The following is a 17,501-nucleotide window of genomic DNA, read 5'->3' as shown; positions in this document are numbered from 1 at the left end:
CCAAAACCCAAAAAACCCAGATCAAGGAAAAGCCAACACCGCAGGCGACCCGACAATAAACGCCGAGCAGGCAAACAACACAAGAAAAGCCCCCCGCCGCAGGCGTACAGAAAAAAGCGCCGCGCAGGCAAAAAAACAACCCCAAAACCCTAACCCCGGAGGGGCATATAATGTCGAACGCCCTCGCCGTCCTCCCGAAAAATGCCCGATCTGCTAGCCAATCTAAACCCCGAACAACACGCCGCCGTCACGCTCCCCAACGAGCCCGCGCTCATCCTCGCCGGCGCGGGCAGCGGCAAAACCCGCGTCCTCATTACGCGCATCGCGTGGCTCATCCAGCACGGTCTGGCGTCGCCCGCCACCATCCTGGCGGTGACCTTCACCAATAAAGCCGCCCGCGAAATGATGTCGCGTCTTTCGGCTCTCCTGCCGATCGACACGCGTGGCATGTGGATCGGCACCTTCCACGGCCTGTGCAACCGCATGCTCCGCGCGCATCATCGCGACGCCGGTCTGCCCGCCACTTTCCAGATCCTCGATACCGCGGACCAGCTCTCCGCGATCAAGCGTCTGATGAAGGGCCTCAACATCGACGATGAAAAGTACCCGGCGAAAAATCTCCAGTACTTCATCAACAACTCCAAAGAACAAGGCCTGCGCCCGAAAGACGTCGACGCCACGGATAATTTCAACCGCAAATTCGTCGAGCTCTACGAGGCCTACGACCAGCAGTGCCAGCGCGAAGGCGTCGTCGATTTTCCGGAACTGCTGCTGCGCTGCTTCGAACTGCTCGCGCACAATCCGCCGCTGCGCGCCCACTATCAGGCACGCTTCAGGCACATTCTCGTCGACGAGTTTCAGGACACCAACAAGCTGCAATATGCCTGGTTGAAGATGCTGGCCGGGCAGACCAACTCGATCTTCGCGGTCGGCGACGACGATCAGTCGATCTACGCCTTCCGCGGCGCGAACGTCGGCAACATGCGCGACTTCGAACACGAGTTCAACGTCCGGCACATGATCAAGCTGGAGCAGAACTACCGCTCGCACGGCCATATTCTCGACGCGGCCAATCAACTGATCGCCAATAACTCGCGGCGTCTGGGCAAGAATCTGCGGACCGACGCGGGGCACGGCGAACCGGTGCGCGTCTACGAGTCCGCCACCGATACGCAGGAAGCCGGCTGGATCGTCGAGGAAATCAAGGCGCTGATCAGTACCGGCACGTCGCGCAGCGAAGTCGCGATCCTGTATCGCAGCAACGCGCAGTCGCGCACGATCGAACACACGCTGGTCAATGCGGGCATCGCGTATCGGGTGTACGGCGGCCTGCGCTTTTTCGAGCGTCAGGAAGTCAAGCACGCGCTCGCCTATCTGCGCCTGATCGACAATCCGAACGACGACACCGCGTTCGCCCGCGTCGTCAATTTTCCCACGCGCGGCATCGGCGCGCGCTCGATCGAGCAACTTGCCGACGCGGCGCGGCTGTACAACTGTTCGATGGCCGCGGCGATTCCGTATGTCGCGGGTAAGGCGGGGTCGAGCCTCGCGAGTTTTGCGAACCTGATCGGCAAAATGCGCGCGGAAACGCAGCAGATGAGCCTGCCGGAAACGGTCGAATACGTGGTCCGCACGAGCGGTCTCACGGAGTTCTATCAGAACGAACGCGAAGGTCAGGACCGGCTGGAGAACTTGCAGGAACTGGTCAACGCGGCCGCTGCTTTCGTCAGCGAAGAAGGCTACGGCATGGATACGCCGGCACGCTCGATTCCGCTGCGCCCGGGCGCGACCACAGCGCCCGAACTGGCTGTCGCCACGGATGACCCGAATACCGTCGTGCTGGACGCACCCGGCATCGCCGATCCGGCGCAAAACCCGGACACGATGACGCCGCTCGCCGGTTTCCTGTCGCATGCATCGCTGGAAGCGGGCGACAACCAGGCGCAAGCCGGTCAGGAAGCCGTGCAGTTGATGACGGTGCACGCGGCCAAGGGTCTCGAGTTCACGGCGGTGTTCATCACCGGGCTCGAAGAAGGGCTGTTCCCGCATGAAAACAGCGCGATGGAATCGGACGGTCTGGAAGAGGAGCGCCGGCTGATGTACGTGGCGATCACGCGGGCCAAGGAGCGTTTGTATCTGTCGTTTGCGCAGAGCCGGATGCTGCACGGCCAGACACGCTACAACATCCGCTCGCGCTTCTTCGACGAACTGCCGCAGGAAACGCTCAAGTGGCTCACGCCGAAGGTCGAGGCGGGTGCCCGGTGGGGCGGGCGTTCGGATAACGCCGGTTATGGTCGCGACTGGTTCGCGCGGCCGGGTTACACGGGCCCTGCGTCGTCGACGCAGGCGCCGTTGCCGGCCTTTGCGAACGAACAGCGCGCGGCTGAAACGGGTTTTCGCGTCGGCCAGCAGGTGTTCCACACCAAATTCGGGGAAGGCACGATCACGGCGCTGGAAGGCGGCGGCACGGATGCTAAAGCCCAGGTCAAATTCAAGCGGCACGGCGAGAAGTGGTTGGCGCTTGCGGTCGCCAAATTGCAGGCGGTCGAATGAGCACGGGCGGGATGCAAGGAGTAGGAGTAGAGGCAGGGGCGGACGGCGCGGGCGCGACAGCGTCAGGTTCGGCTGCCGTCGGCGCAGCAGGTTCAGGCGCGGTGGCTGCCAGCAGGGCTGGCATGGATCCAGACCGCAGCGGCGCGGCAGTCTCACATCGTCCGCTCGGCATTCTGGCGGCCCTGCCGCAGGAACTCGGCGATCTGATCGCAGCGATGCGTGCCGAATCCGGTGTGCGCACCATCACCCACGGCCAGCGTGACTATCATCTTGGCACCGTGCACGGCGCGCCTTGTGTCGTGACGCTGGCGCGCGTCGGCAAGGTCGCGGCGGCGGCCACCGTCAGCGCGTTGATCCACGCGTTCGATGTCGAAGCGGTCGTGTTTACCGGCGTTGCGGGCGGCGTGGGGACTGAAGTGCGGGTCGGCGATATCGTCGTCGCCAACGCGCTGATGCAGCACGATCTCGATGCGTCGCCGTTGTTTCCGCGCTTCGAGGTGCCGCTGCTCGGCGTGTCGCGTTTCTCGGCCGATGCGGCGCTTGCCGGGCAACTCGCCGCCGCGTGCGAGCGTTTTGTCGCGGAAGAGGGTGTTGCTGCGGCAGCGCGCTTCGGCACGCGCGAGCCGCGCGTGCATCGCGGTTTGATTATCAGCGGCGATCAGTTCGTTGCGAGTGCGACGGGCGTCAAGGCCTTGCGCGATGCACTGCCGGATGCGCTCGCGGTCGAGATGGAAGGCGCTGCGATCGCGCAGGTCTGTTACGAGTATGGCGTGCCGTGCGCGGTGGTGCGTACCATCTCCGACACCGCCGACGATCACGCGCCGCAGTCGTTCGTGTCGTTTCTCACGGAAATTGCCGGAACGTATTCGAACGCGATTCTGAAGCGGTTTTTAGAGGGGCGTAGCGCGGCTTGAATTGCGCTGAACTGTGAATCGGCCGCGCAACTGGGCAGTGGCGGGCAGGGTGGCGGGGAGCTTCGGCGGCACATAATCACCGGCCTGAACAACCGCCTCACGAAGCGCTGATTGCGCGCCTGGTGTCTGCGGTTGACTTGGCGCGGGGGCGGCGCGCCGGCGAAATGTCGCGATCGCAACATCAGGCACGACCCAGCAGTGCGACGATGCGTGCAACACGAGTGCCCTTTGCACGTATATCGCCAGCTAGCCTTTCCCCGAACCGTCCAGCGCCTCGCGCACCTGCTGCAACGCCGCCGGATCTTCGATCGTCGGCAGATCGCCCGGCTCGCGTCCCTCGGCCAGCGCCGCAATCGCGCGGCGCAGCAGCTTGCCCGAGCGCGTCTTCGGCAGCATCGATACGACGATTACTCGTGCCGGCCGCGCAATCGCGCCGAGCTGGCGGTCGACGGTCGCGGCGAGATCGGCTTCCAGCTTGGCTCGCGATTTGTCGTCCGCAAAGGCCTGCGCGTCGCGCAGCACGACGAAGGCCATGGCCGCCTGACCCTTCAGCGCATCCGCCACGCCGACCACCGCGACTTCCGCGACCGCCGTGTGGCTCGACAAGGCTTCCTCTATCTCGCGCGTGCCGAGTCGATGGCCGGCGACGTTAATCACGTCGTCGGTGCGGCCGAGGATCGTCACGTAGCCATCTTCGTCCTGAATACCCCAGTCGAAGGTCGAGTAGGCCTGCTGGTTCGGAATGCTCGACCAGTACGTGCTGACAAAGCGCCTGTCATCGCCCCATACCGTCGACATGCAGCCCGGCGGCAACGGATATCCCAACGTGAGCACGCCTTTTTCACCGGGCGGGCAGGGCTCGCCGGTCAGTTCGTTACGCAAGGTCAGGTTGAAGCCGGCCGACGGCACGCCAGGCGAACCGAGCTTGCTGGGCAGGGCTTCGATGCCGCGCGGAATCGCCAGCATCGGCCAACCGGTTTCGGTCTGCCAGTAGTTGTCGATCACAGGCTTGCCGAGCGCGTCGGTGATCCACGCGGCGGTCGGTTCGTCGAGCGGCTCGCCGGCAAGGAACAGGGTGCGCAGGCTCGACAGATCGGATTTTTTCAACAGGGCCGGGTCCTGTTTTTTCAGCACGCGCAACGCGGTCGGCGCGGTGAACATCAGATTGATCCTGTGCTGTTCGACGAGGCGCCACCAGATGCCGCCGTCCGGACGGATCGGCGTGCCTTCATACATCACGGTAGTGAGCCCCGCGATCAGCGGCGCATAGACGATGTAGCTGTGGCCGACCACCCAGCCCACGTCCGACGCGGTGAACATCGTGTCGCCGGCTTTGCCCTGAAAGATGTGTTCCATCGATGCCGCCAGCGCCACCGCATAGCCGCCGACGTCGCGCTGCACGCCCTTCGGTTTGCCGGTCGTGCCCGACGTGTACAGCACATACGAAGGCTCGTTCGATTCGAGCCATTCGCAGGGCACGTGCGCATCGAAAAACTGTTCGCGCAACGGCTCGTAGGCGACGAGGTAGCTCGCGCTCAGGCGCTCGGGTGCGAGCTGGCGGTCGATCAGCAACACGTGCGGCGTTTTGTGGGTCGCGCGCGCGAGCGCTTCGTCCACCAGCGGCGTGTAGTCGATCACTTTGCCGCCGCGCGCGCCGGCGTCGGCGGTGACAATCAGCACCGGTTTCGCATCGTCGATGCGGGCCGCCAGGTTGAGGGCCGCGAAGCCGCCGAACACCACCGAGTGGATCGCGCCGAGCCGCGCGCACGCGAGCATGGCGAACAGCGCTTCGGGGATCATCGGCATATAGATCAGCACCACGTCGCCGCGCTTGACGCCCAGCGAGCGCATCACCGCGGCCATGCGGTTGATTTCCGCGTAGAGCTCCGCGTACGTGTAGTGTCGCTCGATACCGGTTTCCGTCGACACGTAGACCAGAGCGTTTTGCTGCGGGCGCTCGGCCATATGGCGATCCACCGCGTTATGGCACAGGTTCGTGCGACCGCCGACGAACCAGCGCGCGAAGGGGGGATTCGAGCGGTCGAGCACCGTGTCGAACGGCGTTTGCCAATGAATCCGCTGCGCCTCGTCACGCCAGAATTCCTCGGGTTGCTCGATCGAGCGGCGGTGGAAGTCGCGATAGGTGGTCATCGGCGGCGATCCTTCTGCAGCGTGAGTGAACGGATGGCGAATCGTACGGGCTGTTGGGCGCGGCGCGAGAGCAGGGCGTACGTTCGCACAAGCATAGTGCACGCGTGGCTGTGTGGACAACGCGGGTTCACCATGAGCGCCGCTGTGGCCGCTGTGGCCGCTGCGGTCGCGGTGCCCGCAGTGACCAGCGTGACCAGCGTGACAGCCGCGCCCAACGAGCCCAACGAGCCCAACGAGCCCAACGAGCCCAACGAGCCCAACGAGCCCAACGAGCCCAACGAGCCCAACGAGCCCAACGAGCCCAACGCGCTCAACGTGCCCAACGCACCCAACGTGCCCAACGCACCCAACGCACCCAACGCACCCAACGCACCCAACGCACCCAACGCACCCAACGCACCCAACGTGGCGCGACGCCGAACTGGCTCAGCCGAAGCTGCGGCGATAGCCGCCCTGTGCAACCCACGAAGCCCACCCGGCAGCAAACCCATACGGCCAAAGAAAAAGGCGCCGCAGCGCCTTTTTCTTCATCCACTTCCAGACCAGCCCATCACGCTTTCGCGCGCTTGCTTTCGACATTCGGCAGAAACACCGTGAGCACGCCGATCAGCGGCAGGAACGAACACACCTTATAGACGTACGTGATGCTGGTGGCGTCGGCCAACTGCCCGAGCACGGCCGCGCCGATCCCGCCCATTCCGAACGCGAAGCCGAAGAACAGCCCCGCGACCATCCCCACCTTGCCGGGGATCAACTCCTGCGCATAGACGAGGATCGCCGAGAACGCCGAAGCCAGCACGATACCGATGATCACCGTCAGCACGCCGGTCCAGAACAGGTTGGCATACGGCAGCAGCAACGTGAACGGCGCGACGCCGAGGATCGACACCCAGATCACATACTTGCGGCCGATCCTGTCGCCGATCGGACCACCGATCACCGTACCCGCCGCGACCGCCGCGAGGAACACGAACAGGTGGATCTGCGCGGCCTGCACCGGCAGATGGAACTTGTCGATCAGATAGAACGTGAAATAGCTGTTGATGCTCGCAAGGTAGAAGTATTTCGAGAACACCAGCAGCATCAGGACGCCCATCGCGAACATGACCTGGTTGCGCGACAGCGTCGCGTGACCGGCCTGGGTGCGGGCCTTCTTCACGGCGGGGTGCTGCTTGTACCAACGGCCGATCTGCGTCAGCACGACCATCGCGACCAGCGCCGCCACCGAGAACCACGCGATGCTGCGCTGGCCGTGCGGAATCACGATCAACGCGGCGAGCAACGGTCCGAGCGACGAACCCGCATTGCCGCCCACCTGAAACAGCGACTGCGCGAGCCCATGACGCCCGCCCGAGGCCATGCGCGCGACCCGCGACGATTCCGGATGGAACACCGACGAGCCGCAGCCGACCAGCGCCGCCGCGACCAGCAGTACGCCGAAGTTCGGCGCGACCGACATCAGCAGCAGGCCGGTGAGCGTGAAGCCCATGCCGACGGGCAGCGAATACGGCTTCGGATGCTTGTCGGTATAGCTGCCGACCAGCGGTTGCAGCAGCGACGCGGTGATCTGGTAGGTCAGTGTAATCAGGCCGATCTGCCCGAACGACAATGAAAAGTTGTCTTTCAGCATCGGGTAAATGGCCAGAATCAACGACTGGATCATGTCGTTGAGCAGATGCGAAAAGCTGATCGCGCCGAGCACGGAGTAAACCGTACGCTGGACTTTCGCGGCCGGCTGCGAGGCGGCCGAGGAAGCCGGGGTGGCCGGATTGGCAGAACCCGCGGTTCCGGCTGAGGCGCCGGCGAGGGCGCTTTTATCGAGGCTCGTTTCCATACGCTAGATGAGAGAGAAGAGAGTGAAAGGTAACGATTTCAGGCTGCCGGCGCGGCGTCGTCGTTCTTCGGCTTCGCTTGCCTGTTCGACTGCTGCGGCATTTCGACGCGGCATCCGGCGGTGTCAGCTATTTGTCGCAGTTTAATGTGGCTTCGATGAATTGTAAGGACAAGTTTTGTCGCGAATCGGACACTTATCGGACATTTATGGTTCGGCTGAGCGTCATCGGTGCGTTGAAATGGGGAGTTCGGCGCACCGTTGCGGTGCTTGCAACGGGTGTGCTGCCATTACCACGCGTGGCTGGCAAGTCGTCTGATAAATGCGGTTCGGGGATTTTTGGCCATGTATAAAACGGTCGCGGGCGTGGAGCTTACAAAGCGACGCGTCGAGGACCGGGCGCAGCAGTTGGCATCACGTGAGCGGCGTTAAAGATCGCGGACGTTTATGCCGTAGACCCGGAGAGATAAGCATCAATGCCGGAACCGACCTTTCCGGCAGTTCGATTACGCGGGGACGAGAAATATGAAAGCAGTATCGCTGGGTGGCCAGACGGGCGCGGGGTTCGTACCGGAAGGGGAAGCGGCGGGCAAGCCGTCGCCATCGCGTGGACAGGGCAGCCGCTCGCGTGCCGTGCGGCTCAAGGGCTTGTCGGTGAAGGCGATGCTGCGGCTTGCGTTTGCCGTGCTGCTGATTGGCACGCTCCTGATCGGCGTATTTTCGCTGACCCAGATCAGCCGCCTGAACGCCTCCTCGCAATCGATCTACGACCAGGGCCACGTGGCCAGCCGCGCTGCCGAAGAGGCGCGCGGCCACATGCTGCGCGCGAGCCGCGCGCAAAAAATGCTGCTGACCGCGACCACCGCCAAGGAGCGCGACGATCTCGGCGCCGACATCGACAAGGGTCTGAACGGTCTCGGTACGGAACTCGGCACGCTGCAACAGTACGTCGACACATCCGACGCGAAGGCGGTCGACCAGCAGAAGAAATTTGCCGCAGCCGTCACGGTGTGGAGCGGCCATTTGCGCGACTTCGTGAAGCTGGTGAAAGCGCAGCCGCTCGATCTTTCGCAGATGAACTGGCAGGTCGGCACGCAGGATGTCTCGTTGCTGGTCGAGACCGGCAAGCTCGAAAAACTCGTCGACGAACTCGTTGCGCAGCGCGGCACAGCCGCGAAGGCGACCATCAAGGCATCGGGTTTCATTTTCCATTCGTCGTTCGTGATGATCGCGGTGATGACAGTCGGGCTGATTGCATTGGCGTTCGGCATTGGCGAGTGGGTGGTCCGCCGCCTTGCCGGCCAGCTTGGCGGCGAACCGGCGTACGCGAAGGAAATTGCGAGCCGGATCGCGGCGGGCGACCTGTCGAATCAGATCGCGTTGGGCCGCAAGGACAAGTCGAGCATGCTGTACGCGCTGCACGACATGCAAAGCGGCCTCGCGACGACGGTCTCCGACATTGCATCCAGTGCGGACGCGATTGCGACGGCGTCGGGCGAAATTTCGATGGGCAATCTGGACTTGTCACAGCGCACCGAACAACAGGCGATGGCGCTCGAGCGAACCGCGAGCAGCATGGAGCAACTGACCTCCACGGTTCGTCAGAACGCCGACAACGCCAAGCAGGCGAGCACGCTAGCCAACAACGCCTCGGAGATTGCGGAGAAGGGCGGCGACGTAGTAAGCCGCGTGGTGGCGACGATGAACGAGATCAACGATAGTGCGCGGAGCATTGGCGACATCATCGGCGTGATCGAGGGGATTGCATTCCAGACCAACATTCTGGCCTTGAACGCCGCGGTGGAAGCCGCCCGAGCCGGCGAAGAAGGCCGCGGCTTTTCGGTGGTCGCCGCCGAAGTCCGCAATCTCGCCCAGCGCAGCGCAGCCGCGGCCAAGGAGATCAAGGGCTTGATCAGCACGTCGGTGGAGCGCGTAAGTAACGGATCGACCCTGGCACAAAATGCCGGCCAGACCATGGACGAAGTGGTGAAGGCTGTGAAGCGTGTGACCGACATCATGGGCGAGATATCGGCGGCATCATCCGAGCAAAGCGCGGGGATTGAAGAGATCAACCTTGCGGTGACGCAGATGGATTCCGGCACACAGCAGAACGCCGCACTGGTAGAGCAGGCAACGGCGGCCGCCCGCTCACTAGACGACCAGGCCCGCGGCCTGAAGCAGATGGTCGGAAAATTCAGGCTATAAAAAAGGCAGACCACCGCACCCAAAGCCACGGAAATTAGGTCGGAACGAAGCACCACCTCGGCGCGCCCAGCGTCGCCGGGGCGGAGCGGAAACGGAAACGGAAACAGAAGCCGAAGCCGAAGCCGAAGCCGAAGCCGAACCAGGAGCAGCAGGAGAAGAAGCAGAAGAAGCAGAAGAAGCAGAAGAAGCAGAAGAAGCAGAAGAAGCAGAAGAAGCAGAAGAAGCAGAAGAAGCAGAAGAAGCAGAAACCCCTACTACCCACAACTGAAACCCTTGGTTTCCGTTGCAGTCCCATCCGCGACGCACGCGGTGCGGAGTGGGAGCTGATGACACCTTTGTCACTCACGCGGAATGTGCGAGAGCACGGATTCCAGATGCACCACTACTGCGACTGTGCGGGGGACCCGCTTAAGAGTTAGCGGTGTGAGCCGCTTTCTTTGCTTACTTTCTTTGCGGCGGCAAAGAAAGTAAGTGCCTGCCCCGCACAGGGGCGAACGCTAATAGACCACGAAGAATTCAAGGAAAGGCCAAAGAATCCGGACCAAGAAAACTCCAACGCCCCAGGCAATCAACCAACCAACAAACAAAAAAAACAAACACCGCAAAACCCCCCTCAACCCGGCCTAACAACAACAGTACAAGTAATCCCAGCAGCAAGCACCACCCCATCAGGAACAAAATCAATCCCAACCCTCACAGGCACGCGCTGCGCCAACCTCACCCAGTTAAAAGTCGGATTCACATCAGCAAGCAATTCACGGCTCTCGGGATTATCCCGATCATAGATCCCACGAGAGATACTCTCGACATGCCCCCGCAGGGTACCCCCACTCATCAACCGAACTTCAGCCTTATCCCCGATACGAACACGAGGCAGCTTGGTCTCCTCAAAATACCCATAAACCCAGAAAGAGTGACTATCGACAATCGCCAGCTTGGCAGCCCCAGCAGTCGCATAATCCCCACGAAACACATTCAGATTAGTGACATACCCATCAACCGGCGACACCACGCGAGTGCGTTCAAGATTCAACTTCGCAGCATCAAGCGCGGCCAAAGCCTGTTGATACGAAGCCTCGGCAGCAGACGCAGTGTGAGTCGCATTCTCACGACTCTCTTTAGACACGACTAAAGCATCCATATCCGCCCGCCGCTGCGCATCATCCCGCTTCATCTGCAGTTCAGCCTTACGCGCAGCAACAGCAGCCTGCGCCTGCTCAACAGCAATCTGATAATGCGAAGGATCGATCTGCATCAACAGATCACCCTTCTTCACCAGTTGATTGTCCTTAACAGGCAAATCCACAACCGCGCCGGAAACATCAGGCGCCACATTGACGATCTCAGCGCGCACGCGCCCATCGCGTGTCCAAGGTTCATCCATGTAATGAACCCACAACACGCGCCCAATCAAAATCGCGACGATAAAGATAATGGCTGTCGCGACGAAGCCAACAATATTTCGGATGGTCATGTTTCGACTCTGATCAACGATAAACGGCGAGACCCAGCACGCCGCACACACACACGAGCAAGCTGGCCCGGAACAAGGACGGATGCCACACCACGCGATACAGGCCCGTATAGGCAATCACGCGGTCCAGCACCCAGGTAAGCGCGGCGCCCGCGATAAACAGCAGCACGATGGCCGGCACGTAAGCGTCGAAAACGGCGATATCACGTGGCATGAGGAACTCCTTCTGACGCGTCGGCCCGTCCGCTCATCAACGGTTCAAGCGGCGATTGCGGATCGAGCAGCGCGGTACGAATGAAATGCAGTTGACTCAGAATGCGTTGCAACTGGTGCCGCTCTTCACGCGGTGGCGTGAAAGTGGCCAGTACCTGTTGAACGGCGGCAATGGCATCGGTGGTGGCGGCAAGCGCGCGGTCGAAGCGGTCCGCGCGCGGACGTTCGAATAGCGTGCTCACCGCGTCGCGCATCGCACGCAATGAGACGCGCCACGGCATCGTCTGCGCGTAGCGTGCGTCGCGGGGCAGGGCCGCCACTTCGCGACGCAGGTCGATCATCGCGTTGCCCACTTCGAGCACCGAGAAGAGCCAGCGCAAGGTGTCGCGTTTGAGTTCGGGTTCGTTCTGCGCGAGTGCGTTGATCTGGGACATCAGATCGCGTGCGCCGCTCTCGAAACGCGAACGCACCCGGCGCATGCCCGCGCGGCTCGCCAGCACTACCTGACGGCGCAGGTCCACCAGCAGGCGGTTGCGCAGCCACGGTGTCGAAGGCGGCAGCAGCACGGCAAAGGCAACCGCGCACACCAGCATCGACAGCACCAGCGCGATCGCGTCGTTGATGGTGCCGCTCGGGTCGTAATGAATCAGGTTGTCCGGACCGGCCAGGAAACAGAAGAAGATGCAGTAGCCGACGCCGTAGCCCGCCAGTGCCGGGCGCGTCGTCATGAACACGCCGAGCAGCAGGAACGGCGTGAGCGCGGCGCACAGCAGCGGAAAACCGTCGATGTGCGGATACACGCCGTACACCGCGATCATGCCCATCACCGAGGCGACCAGCGTGCCGCCCGCCATCTGGAAGGCCGTGCGTTTCGGATTCGGCGACGAGGACGCCAGCGCGCAGACCGCCGCTGCGTCCAGCGTCAAGGTCGAGCCGCTCGGCCATGCGGTCGCGATCCAGAAAGCGCCGAGCACGATCATGACAATGGTCGCGCGCAAGCCGGCCACGCTCGCGGCGATGGCGTTCGTCTTCGGTTCGTAGCGCTCGATCCAGCGCTCGCGTTCGTGCGTGTCGACGGCCAGCGACGCATAAGTGGCCGCGTACGCATGCAGATCGTCGATGAAGCGATACAGCAGTTCGGCACCGGTGTCGAAGTCGAGCAGCGGTGCGTCCGGCTGCGTTTCCAGCGAAGCGCGTGTTTCGCGCACCCGCCTGGGCAGCTCCGCTTTGTATTCGTTTAGTTGCGACGCGGCGTGGGCGGCGTCCGTGGCGCTCAATACCGGTTCGCCGGATTTCGCGAGCAACGGGGCGATTTCCTTGAAGTACGGTTCCAGCGCTTCGACAGCGACGGTCGCGCCGTTCGTGTTCGCGTCGCGCAGCCGGTTCATCAACTGATGCAGCGCGTGAAAGCGCGTCGAGGCGGTCATGAATTCGCTGTTCAGACGCGCCAGACGGCCGCCGCGCATCCGCGAATCGGGACCTTCGAACACGGCGACGCTGCGCGCGGCCTCGAAACCGACGATATCGGCAACAAAACCCGCATTGGTCGCTTCGATCTGCGCGCGGTCGTTGCGGCCGGCCAGCGAGGCCGACACATACTCGACGAACGCCGAGAAACGCGCGCGCACGGTGCTGCGCATCTGCAAACCGGCGAACTGCGGAAACACGAGGCCACTGACCGCGCCCGCGCAGACGATCCCGACTACCACTTCAGCCACCCGCGTGAGCGCGCTCAGAAAGGCGCCATCCGGATGCTGCGAAGCGGGGATGCCGATCAGCGCGGCGGTATAGCCGGCCAGCACGAAACCGTACGACCTGAAGTTGCGATTGCGCGCGGCGCCCGCGGTGCAGATGCCGACCCAGATCGCGGTCGTGACGATGAACAGTTCCGGCTGCTGCGCGAACAGGCCGATCAACGCCAGCATCACGACGAGGCCGACCAGCGTGCCGCAGATCCGGTAGAAGCTCTTGGCGAACACCATCCCGCTTTGCGGCTGCATCACGATGAACACGGTGGTCATCGCGGTGCGCGGCTGCGGCAGGTCGAGTTTCATCGCGATGCCGAGCGCCAGAAAGCAGGCGGCGAGCGCTTTGAACAGATAGACCCACGTGAGGCCGTCGGTGCGCGCCCAGTCGGCGGCGGCTGAGTAGAGCGCGGTGAGCGATGACGGGCGCGAGGCGGGGGATGGGGAAGCTGACATGGTTCGCTTCCTCACTCAGCCGTGCTGACGCTGGCGGAAGCGTGGTTCGAGCTTGTCGCGGCGTTCGAACCAGCCGCTGCGGCGTTGCCTTTACCCTTGCCATGCGCCGGCAGCGTCTCGTTCGCCTGCGGTCCGTTGGCCGGTTCGTCGAGTCCACCACCCAAAGCCGTGACCAGCGAGGCATGCGCGCCCAACCGTTCGGCCTGAATCTTCGCGACGCCTTCCTGCGCGCGCAGCAACTGGCTTTGCGCGACCAGCACGTTCAGATAGTCGGTCAAACCGCGCCGATAGCCTTCGCGTGACAATTCATAGTTCTTGCGAGCCGCTGCGACCGAACGATCGGCGTCTGCTGCCTGGGTTGTGAGCGAACGGATGCGGATCACCTGATCGGAGATGTCCTTCAGTGCGCCGACGATCGACTGGTTATAGCGATCGACCGCCTCGTCGTACCCGGCCGACGCCGCGCCGAGTTGCGAGCGCAGACGCCCGCCGTCGAGGATCGGCAGCGACAGCGCCGGACCCGCGCTCCAGCTATGCGACGGGTCCTTCAGGAACTGGAACAGCGGGCCCATTGCCGCATAGCCGCCGATCGACGCCAGCAGGTTGATGTCCGGATAGAAGCTGGCCTTGGCGACGTCGATGCCGCGCGCTTGCGCGGCGACCGTCCAGCGTGCCGCGACCACGTCCGGCCGATGGCCGATCAGATCCGCGGGCAGTGCGCTCGGCAGACCGGTGGGTGCGTTGTCGAGCGACAGTGTCGGACGCTGGATTGCGTCGCCCGCACCCGGACCTTTGCCGGCCAGTGCGGCCAGTTGATTGCGGCCGAGTGCGATCTTTTCCTCGATCTCATCAATCTGGCGCTCGTATTCCGGCATTGGCGTTTCGGCCTGGCTCACTTCGAGCTGGGTGCCGATGCCGCCTTTCAGGCGCCGGTTCGCCAGGTCGACAATCTGCTGCTGTTGCTGCAGCGTGGATTTGGCGATATCGAGCAGCGCGTAGTTCATCGACATCTCGATGTACGTGCGCACCACGTTGCCTTCCAGTTCGAGCTGGGCGGCGCGGAAGTCCGCTGCGCTGGCATGGGCGGCGTCGAGCGCGCGCTCGGCAGCGTTCTTGTCCTTGCCCCAGAGATCGAGGTTGTACGAGAGGCCCAGCGTGCCGGTGTTGTTCCACGACTGCTGGCCCGCGAGCGAGCCGGGGCCGTAATAAAGGTTGTCGGCCCATTTCTGACGCTGGATCGACAGGCTGCCGTTCACTTGCGGCGACAGCGCCGAATGGGCGACGCCCGCCATCGACACGGCTTCGCGCACGCGCGCCTGGGCGACGGCGAGATTCGGATTGCCCGCCTGCGCGGCTTCGATCCACTCATTGAGCTGCGGATCGTTATAGGCGCGCCACCAGTCGGCGGCCGGCCATTGGGCGTCCGCATTGGCGGCCCGGATGGCGTTGCCTGCGTCGAGCGAGGAGGGCTCGATTCCGCGGTCCTGCGGCGCGATGCCTCCGGTACTGGCACAGCCGGCGATTGTTAATAGGATCGTAAGAACCGCTGTTGCGGCGACCCCTTTCTGTACCGGAGACTGCACGATTTCCTCCAAAATTGGCTATAGAAGCATGTGCGCCATTATATTTTTTGATTGATTGGGGAATAACCGGTAAAGATGCAAGGCATTTTTACGGAATATGAGACAATCGCCTTTGCGAATTGTGTAACAATCGCTGCGGATCAACAGGGAAAAGTATGGATACGCTTCAAAACATGCGCGTATTTGTCCGGGTCGTCGAAGCGGGCAGCTTTACGGGTGCCGCGCAGCACCTGAACACGACCACGGCGTACGCGTCGCGCGCGGTTTCCGACCTGGAAGCGCACCTGCGCACGCGTCTGTTGAACCGCACCACGCGCCGGATCGCGCTGACCGAGGCGGGTGAGCGTTATCTGCAACGCTGCGAACAGATCCTCGCGTACGTGGATCAGGCGGAAGCGGAGGCGGGCGACGCCCATGCGCGGCCGTCCGGCAAGCTCAAGGTCCATGCGATGACGAGCTTCGGCCAGCACTATGTTGTGCCGGCGGTGGGGCGCTATCAGGAGCGCTATCCGGACGTGCATATCGAACTGACGCTTGCGCAGCGCATGCCTGACCTGCTCGACGAAGGTTTCGACGTCTCGCTGACACTGGCAACCGGGTTGCCGGATTCGGGGCTGGTGTCGCAGCGGCTGGGCAGTGCGTTCAGCATCGCGTGTGCGTCGCCGGCTTATCTGGAGCGGCACGGCGTGCCTCAAACACCTTCTGACCTCACGCGCCACACATGCCTGCAAATGGTCACGCCGGTGTTTCCAACCGACAAATGGACGTTCGACGGCCCAAACGGCGAGGAAACGATTGCCCTCGGTCCGGCCACCTTCCAGGTGAATGTTGCCGAAGCCATGGCGGTCGCGGCCTGCAAGGGCATGGGCATCGGACTGATTCCGATCTACTCGGCGATCAGCGGTTTGCGTAGCGGCGAACTCGTGTGGTTATTACCAGAATACACGTCGCAGGAAATGAATCTGTATGCGTTGTATCCGTCCCGGCAGTATCTGGACGCGAAAATCCGTACCTGGGTCGAATTCCTGCGTGACGAGTTGCCCGGCACGCTGGCCGCCGATCAGGAAGAGCTGCGCCAGTTCGCGCGCGGCTGAAGCAGCGTCACGTGGGCGGTTGACCATTGTTGACGGTTCCAGGCCGGTGCGGCGTGACAGCCTGTTACATAAGTGCCGCGTCGCAACATTTCCTTACTTCTGCGTCGCGGTCGATTTGCTAACGTGTGGTTCATGCGCTGCCGCATTCTGCCGCAAACGCTCACGTTCAATTAGCCGCCGTTCGGCAAATCGCAATAATCGCAACAACCGAAGGACGAGGAATTCATGGATACGCATCTGATGATCGGCGTGGCCGTCATGTTGGGACTGATCGGAATCGCCGCATCGCGCGATCTGCTGCGCCGTCTGCGCGAGCAGCAGCCGCAACTGGTGCCGGTCAAGGTCGAGCGTCCTGATTTGCAGGAACAACGGCGCGATCGCTGAGCCACGCCGGCGCGCCGGGTTGCCGGGCGCGTGGCAATTGAGCTTGCTGTTGCGTTTTTCGGGGTGCCTTTCGCATTGCCGCGTCTTACCGCGCACGTGTAGTCAGGTTTCCGATCCGTTTCGATCCGCGCTGCTTGGCACTTTCAGCTTCAGTGCAGCGCTTCGATCAGACCCGGCTCGTCGGTGAGCGTGCGGTCTACCTCCGGGCTCACCCGGTGCCAGCGAAACCGCGCGGCGGGCAGGCAGGCGCTACGAGCGAGCTGTTCGAGTTCGTCGGACTGCAGGGCCGGATCCAGCCAGCGGCGCGCCGCCTCCGGCGCGAATACCAGCGGACGCCGGCCATGTACGTCGATCAGGCCCGCGTCGGCGATCGCCGTTACGATCACCAATCCCATTCCTGCCGTTTGCGGTTCCGTGCCGCGTACGCTCGACAGGGCCGCGAGGTACATCGGCACGCCGCTTTTCAGATGCACGAAGTAAGGCTGGCGGACTGTTGTGTCGGTTTCTTCCGCGCTATCCCCGCTTGATGTTCCTGAGGTTCCTGATGTTCCGGGCGCGGCTTCCATGCGCCATTCGAACCAGCCGTCCGCCGGCACCAATACCCGTCCGGTTTTCCATAGGTCTTTGAAGTAGCGTGTATGTGGCGCGGTTTCGGCTCGTGCATTGATCGTCTGCGGCAGATGTTGCTCGCGTGCCCAATCCGGGCAATAACCCCAGTGGATCGCGTGCAGCGTCTGGTCCGGGTAGATCGCGAGCGGATGAGTGCCCGGCGCGAGGTTATAGCCGGGGCGGCGGTCGGCGGCGTCGAATAGCATGAGCGGATCGGCGAGGCCAAGCTGCTGCGCGTACAGATGCGGATCGCGGTACTGGCTGATTCGACCACACATGAGCGACCTCC

Annotated in this window: 13 protein-coding genes; 5 read left to right on the top strand and 8 right to left on the bottom strand. The window is 62.9% G+C overall.

Annotated features, from left to right (window positions below; genetic code table 11):
- The first annotated feature begins 201 nt into the window (after positions 1–201).
- Complete coding sequence (locus ACOSV0_RS14280; RefSeq protein WP_434106814.1) at positions 202–2,553, top strand: UvrD-helicase domain-containing protein; 2,352 nt, start codon at positions 202–204, stop codon at positions 2,551–2,553.
- Positions 2,554–2,675: 122 nt separating this feature from the next.
- Positions 2,676–3,467, top strand: coding sequence for a 5'-methylthioadenosine/adenosylhomocysteine nucleosidase (locus ACOSV0_RS14275; RefSeq protein ID WP_434106813.1), 792 nt, complete (start codon positions 2,676–2,678; stop codon positions 3,465–3,467).
- Positions 3,468–3,713: 246 nt separating this feature from the next.
- On the opposite strand, the gene ACOSV0_RS14270 is transcribed toward ACOSV0_RS14275, so the two are convergent.
- Together ACOSV0_RS14270 and ACOSV0_RS14265 are read right to left on the bottom strand one after the other, a co-directional pair.
- On the bottom strand, positions 3,714–5,618 hold the full coding sequence (locus ACOSV0_RS14270; RefSeq protein WP_434106811.1) for a propionate--CoA ligase: 1,905 nt from the start codon (positions 5,616–5,618) through the stop codon (positions 3,714–3,716).
- A gap of 550 nt (positions 5,619–6,168) precedes the next feature.
- Positions 6,169–7,452, bottom strand: coding sequence for an MFS transporter (locus ACOSV0_RS14265; RefSeq protein ID WP_434106809.1), 1,284 nt, complete (start codon positions 7,450–7,452; stop codon positions 6,169–6,171).
- 522 nt (positions 7,453–7,974) lie between these two features.
- On the opposite strand from ACOSV0_RS14265, the gene ACOSV0_RS14260 reads away from it, so the two are divergent.
- A complete protein-coding gene (locus ACOSV0_RS14260; protein ID WP_434106807.1) occupies positions 7,975–9,654 on the top strand; it encodes a methyl-accepting chemotaxis protein in 1,680 nt (559 codons plus the stop codon).
- A 34-nt stretch (positions 9,655–9,688) separates the two neighbouring features.
- Here ACOSV0_RS14260 and ACOSV0_RS14255 read toward each other — a convergent pair whose 3' ends face one another.
- From ACOSV0_RS14255 to ACOSV0_RS14235, 5 genes are all read right to left on the bottom strand, one after another.
- A complete protein-coding gene (locus ACOSV0_RS14255; RefSeq protein ID WP_434106805.1) occupies positions 9,689–10,000 on the bottom strand; it encodes a hypothetical protein in 312 nt (103 codons plus the stop codon).
- Positions 10,001–10,267: 267 nt separating this feature from the next.
- Positions 10,268–11,128 carry an efflux RND transporter periplasmic adaptor subunit gene (locus ACOSV0_RS14250; RefSeq protein WP_434106803.1) on the bottom strand — a complete coding sequence of 287 codons (861 nt, stop codon included), beginning with the start codon at positions 11,126–11,128 and terminating at the stop codon, positions 10,268–10,270.
- Between the two features lie 13 nt (positions 11,129–11,141).
- A complete protein-coding gene (locus ACOSV0_RS14245; protein WP_063496755.1) occupies positions 11,142–11,342 on the bottom strand; it encodes a DUF1656 domain-containing protein in 201 nt (66 codons plus the stop codon).
- Positions 11,332–13,542 (bottom strand): FUSC family protein, encoded by a 2,211-nt coding sequence (locus ACOSV0_RS14240; RefSeq protein WP_434106801.1) that lies wholly within the window; start codon positions 13,540–13,542, stop codon positions 11,332–11,334. The genes ACOSV0_RS14245 and ACOSV0_RS14240 overlap by 11 nt, the downstream gene beginning before the upstream one ends.
- A gap of 11 nt (positions 13,543–13,553) precedes the next feature.
- On the bottom strand, positions 13,554–15,125 hold the full coding sequence (locus ACOSV0_RS14235) for an efflux transporter outer membrane subunit (RefSeq protein WP_434106800.1): 1,572 nt from the start codon (positions 15,123–15,125) through the stop codon (positions 13,554–13,556).
- Positions 15,126–15,280: 155 nt separating this feature from the next.
- Between ACOSV0_RS14235 and ACOSV0_RS14230 the strand changes: the two genes are divergently transcribed.
- Positions 15,281–16,219 carry a LysR family transcriptional regulator gene (locus ACOSV0_RS14230; protein ID WP_434106798.1) on the top strand — a complete coding sequence of 313 codons (939 nt, stop codon included), beginning with the start codon at positions 15,281–15,283 and terminating at the stop codon, positions 16,217–16,219.
- A 225-nt stretch (positions 16,220–16,444) separates the two neighbouring features.
- Positions 16,445–16,603: a hypothetical protein gene (locus ACOSV0_RS14225; RefSeq protein ID WP_434106796.1), complete on the top strand. Its 159-nt coding sequence runs from the start codon at positions 16,445–16,447 to the stop codon at positions 16,601–16,603.
- Positions 16,604–16,752: 149 nt separating this feature from the next.
- On the opposite strand, the gene ACOSV0_RS14220 is transcribed toward ACOSV0_RS14225, so the two are convergent.
- Positions 16,753–17,490, bottom strand: coding sequence for an SOS response-associated peptidase (locus ACOSV0_RS14220; protein WP_434106794.1), 738 nt, complete (start codon positions 17,488–17,490; stop codon positions 16,753–16,755).
- Positions 17,491–17,501 lie beyond the last annotated feature (11 nt).

It is taken from the genome of Paraburkholderia caffeinilytica (genome assembly GCF_051027425.1).
GTDB lineage: Bacteria > Pseudomonadota > Gammaproteobacteria > Burkholderiales > Burkholderiaceae > Paraburkholderia > Paraburkholderia caffeinilytica_A.
This window is presented reverse-complemented; position numbering and strand designations above follow the sequence as displayed.

Coding starts and splice junctions, on each gene's coding strand:
- ACOSV0_RS14280 (WP_434106814.1), top strand. CDS start 202: ATGCCCGATCTGCTAGCCAATCTAAACCCCGAACAACACGCCGCCGTC.
- ACOSV0_RS14275 (WP_434106813.1), top strand. CDS start 2,676: ATGGATCCAGACCGCAGCGGCGCGGCAGTCTCACATCGTCCGCTCGGC.
- ACOSV0_RS14270 (WP_434106811.1), bottom strand. CDS start 5,618: ATGACCACCTATCGCGACTTCCACCGCCGCTCGATCGAGCAACCCGAG.
- ACOSV0_RS14265 (WP_434106809.1), bottom strand. CDS start 7,452: ATGGAAACGAGCCTCGATAAAAGCGCCCTCGCCGGCGCCTCAGCCGGA.
- ACOSV0_RS14260 (WP_434106807.1), top strand. CDS start 7,975: ATGAAAGCAGTATCGCTGGGTGGCCAGACGGGCGCGGGGTTCGTACCG.
- ACOSV0_RS14250 (WP_434106803.1), bottom strand. CDS start 11,128: ATGACCATCCGAAATATTGTTGGCTTCGTCGCGACAGCCATTATCTTT.
- ACOSV0_RS14245 (WP_063496755.1), bottom strand. CDS start 11,342: ATGCCACGTGATATCGCCGTTTTCGACGCTTACGTGCCGGCCATCGTG.
- ACOSV0_RS14240 (WP_434106801.1), bottom strand. CDS start 13,542: ATGTCAGCTTCCCCATCCCCCGCCTCGCGCCCGTCATCGCTCACCGCG.
- ACOSV0_RS14230 (WP_434106798.1), top strand. CDS start 15,281: ATGGATACGCTTCAAAACATGCGCGTATTTGTCCGGGTCGTCGAAGCG.
- ACOSV0_RS14225 (WP_434106796.1), top strand. CDS start 16,445: ATGGATACGCATCTGATGATCGGCGTGGCCGTCATGTTGGGACTGATC.
- ACOSV0_RS14220 (WP_434106794.1), bottom strand. CDS start 17,490: ATGTGTGGTCGAATCAGCCAGTACCGCGATCCGCATCTGTACGCGCAG.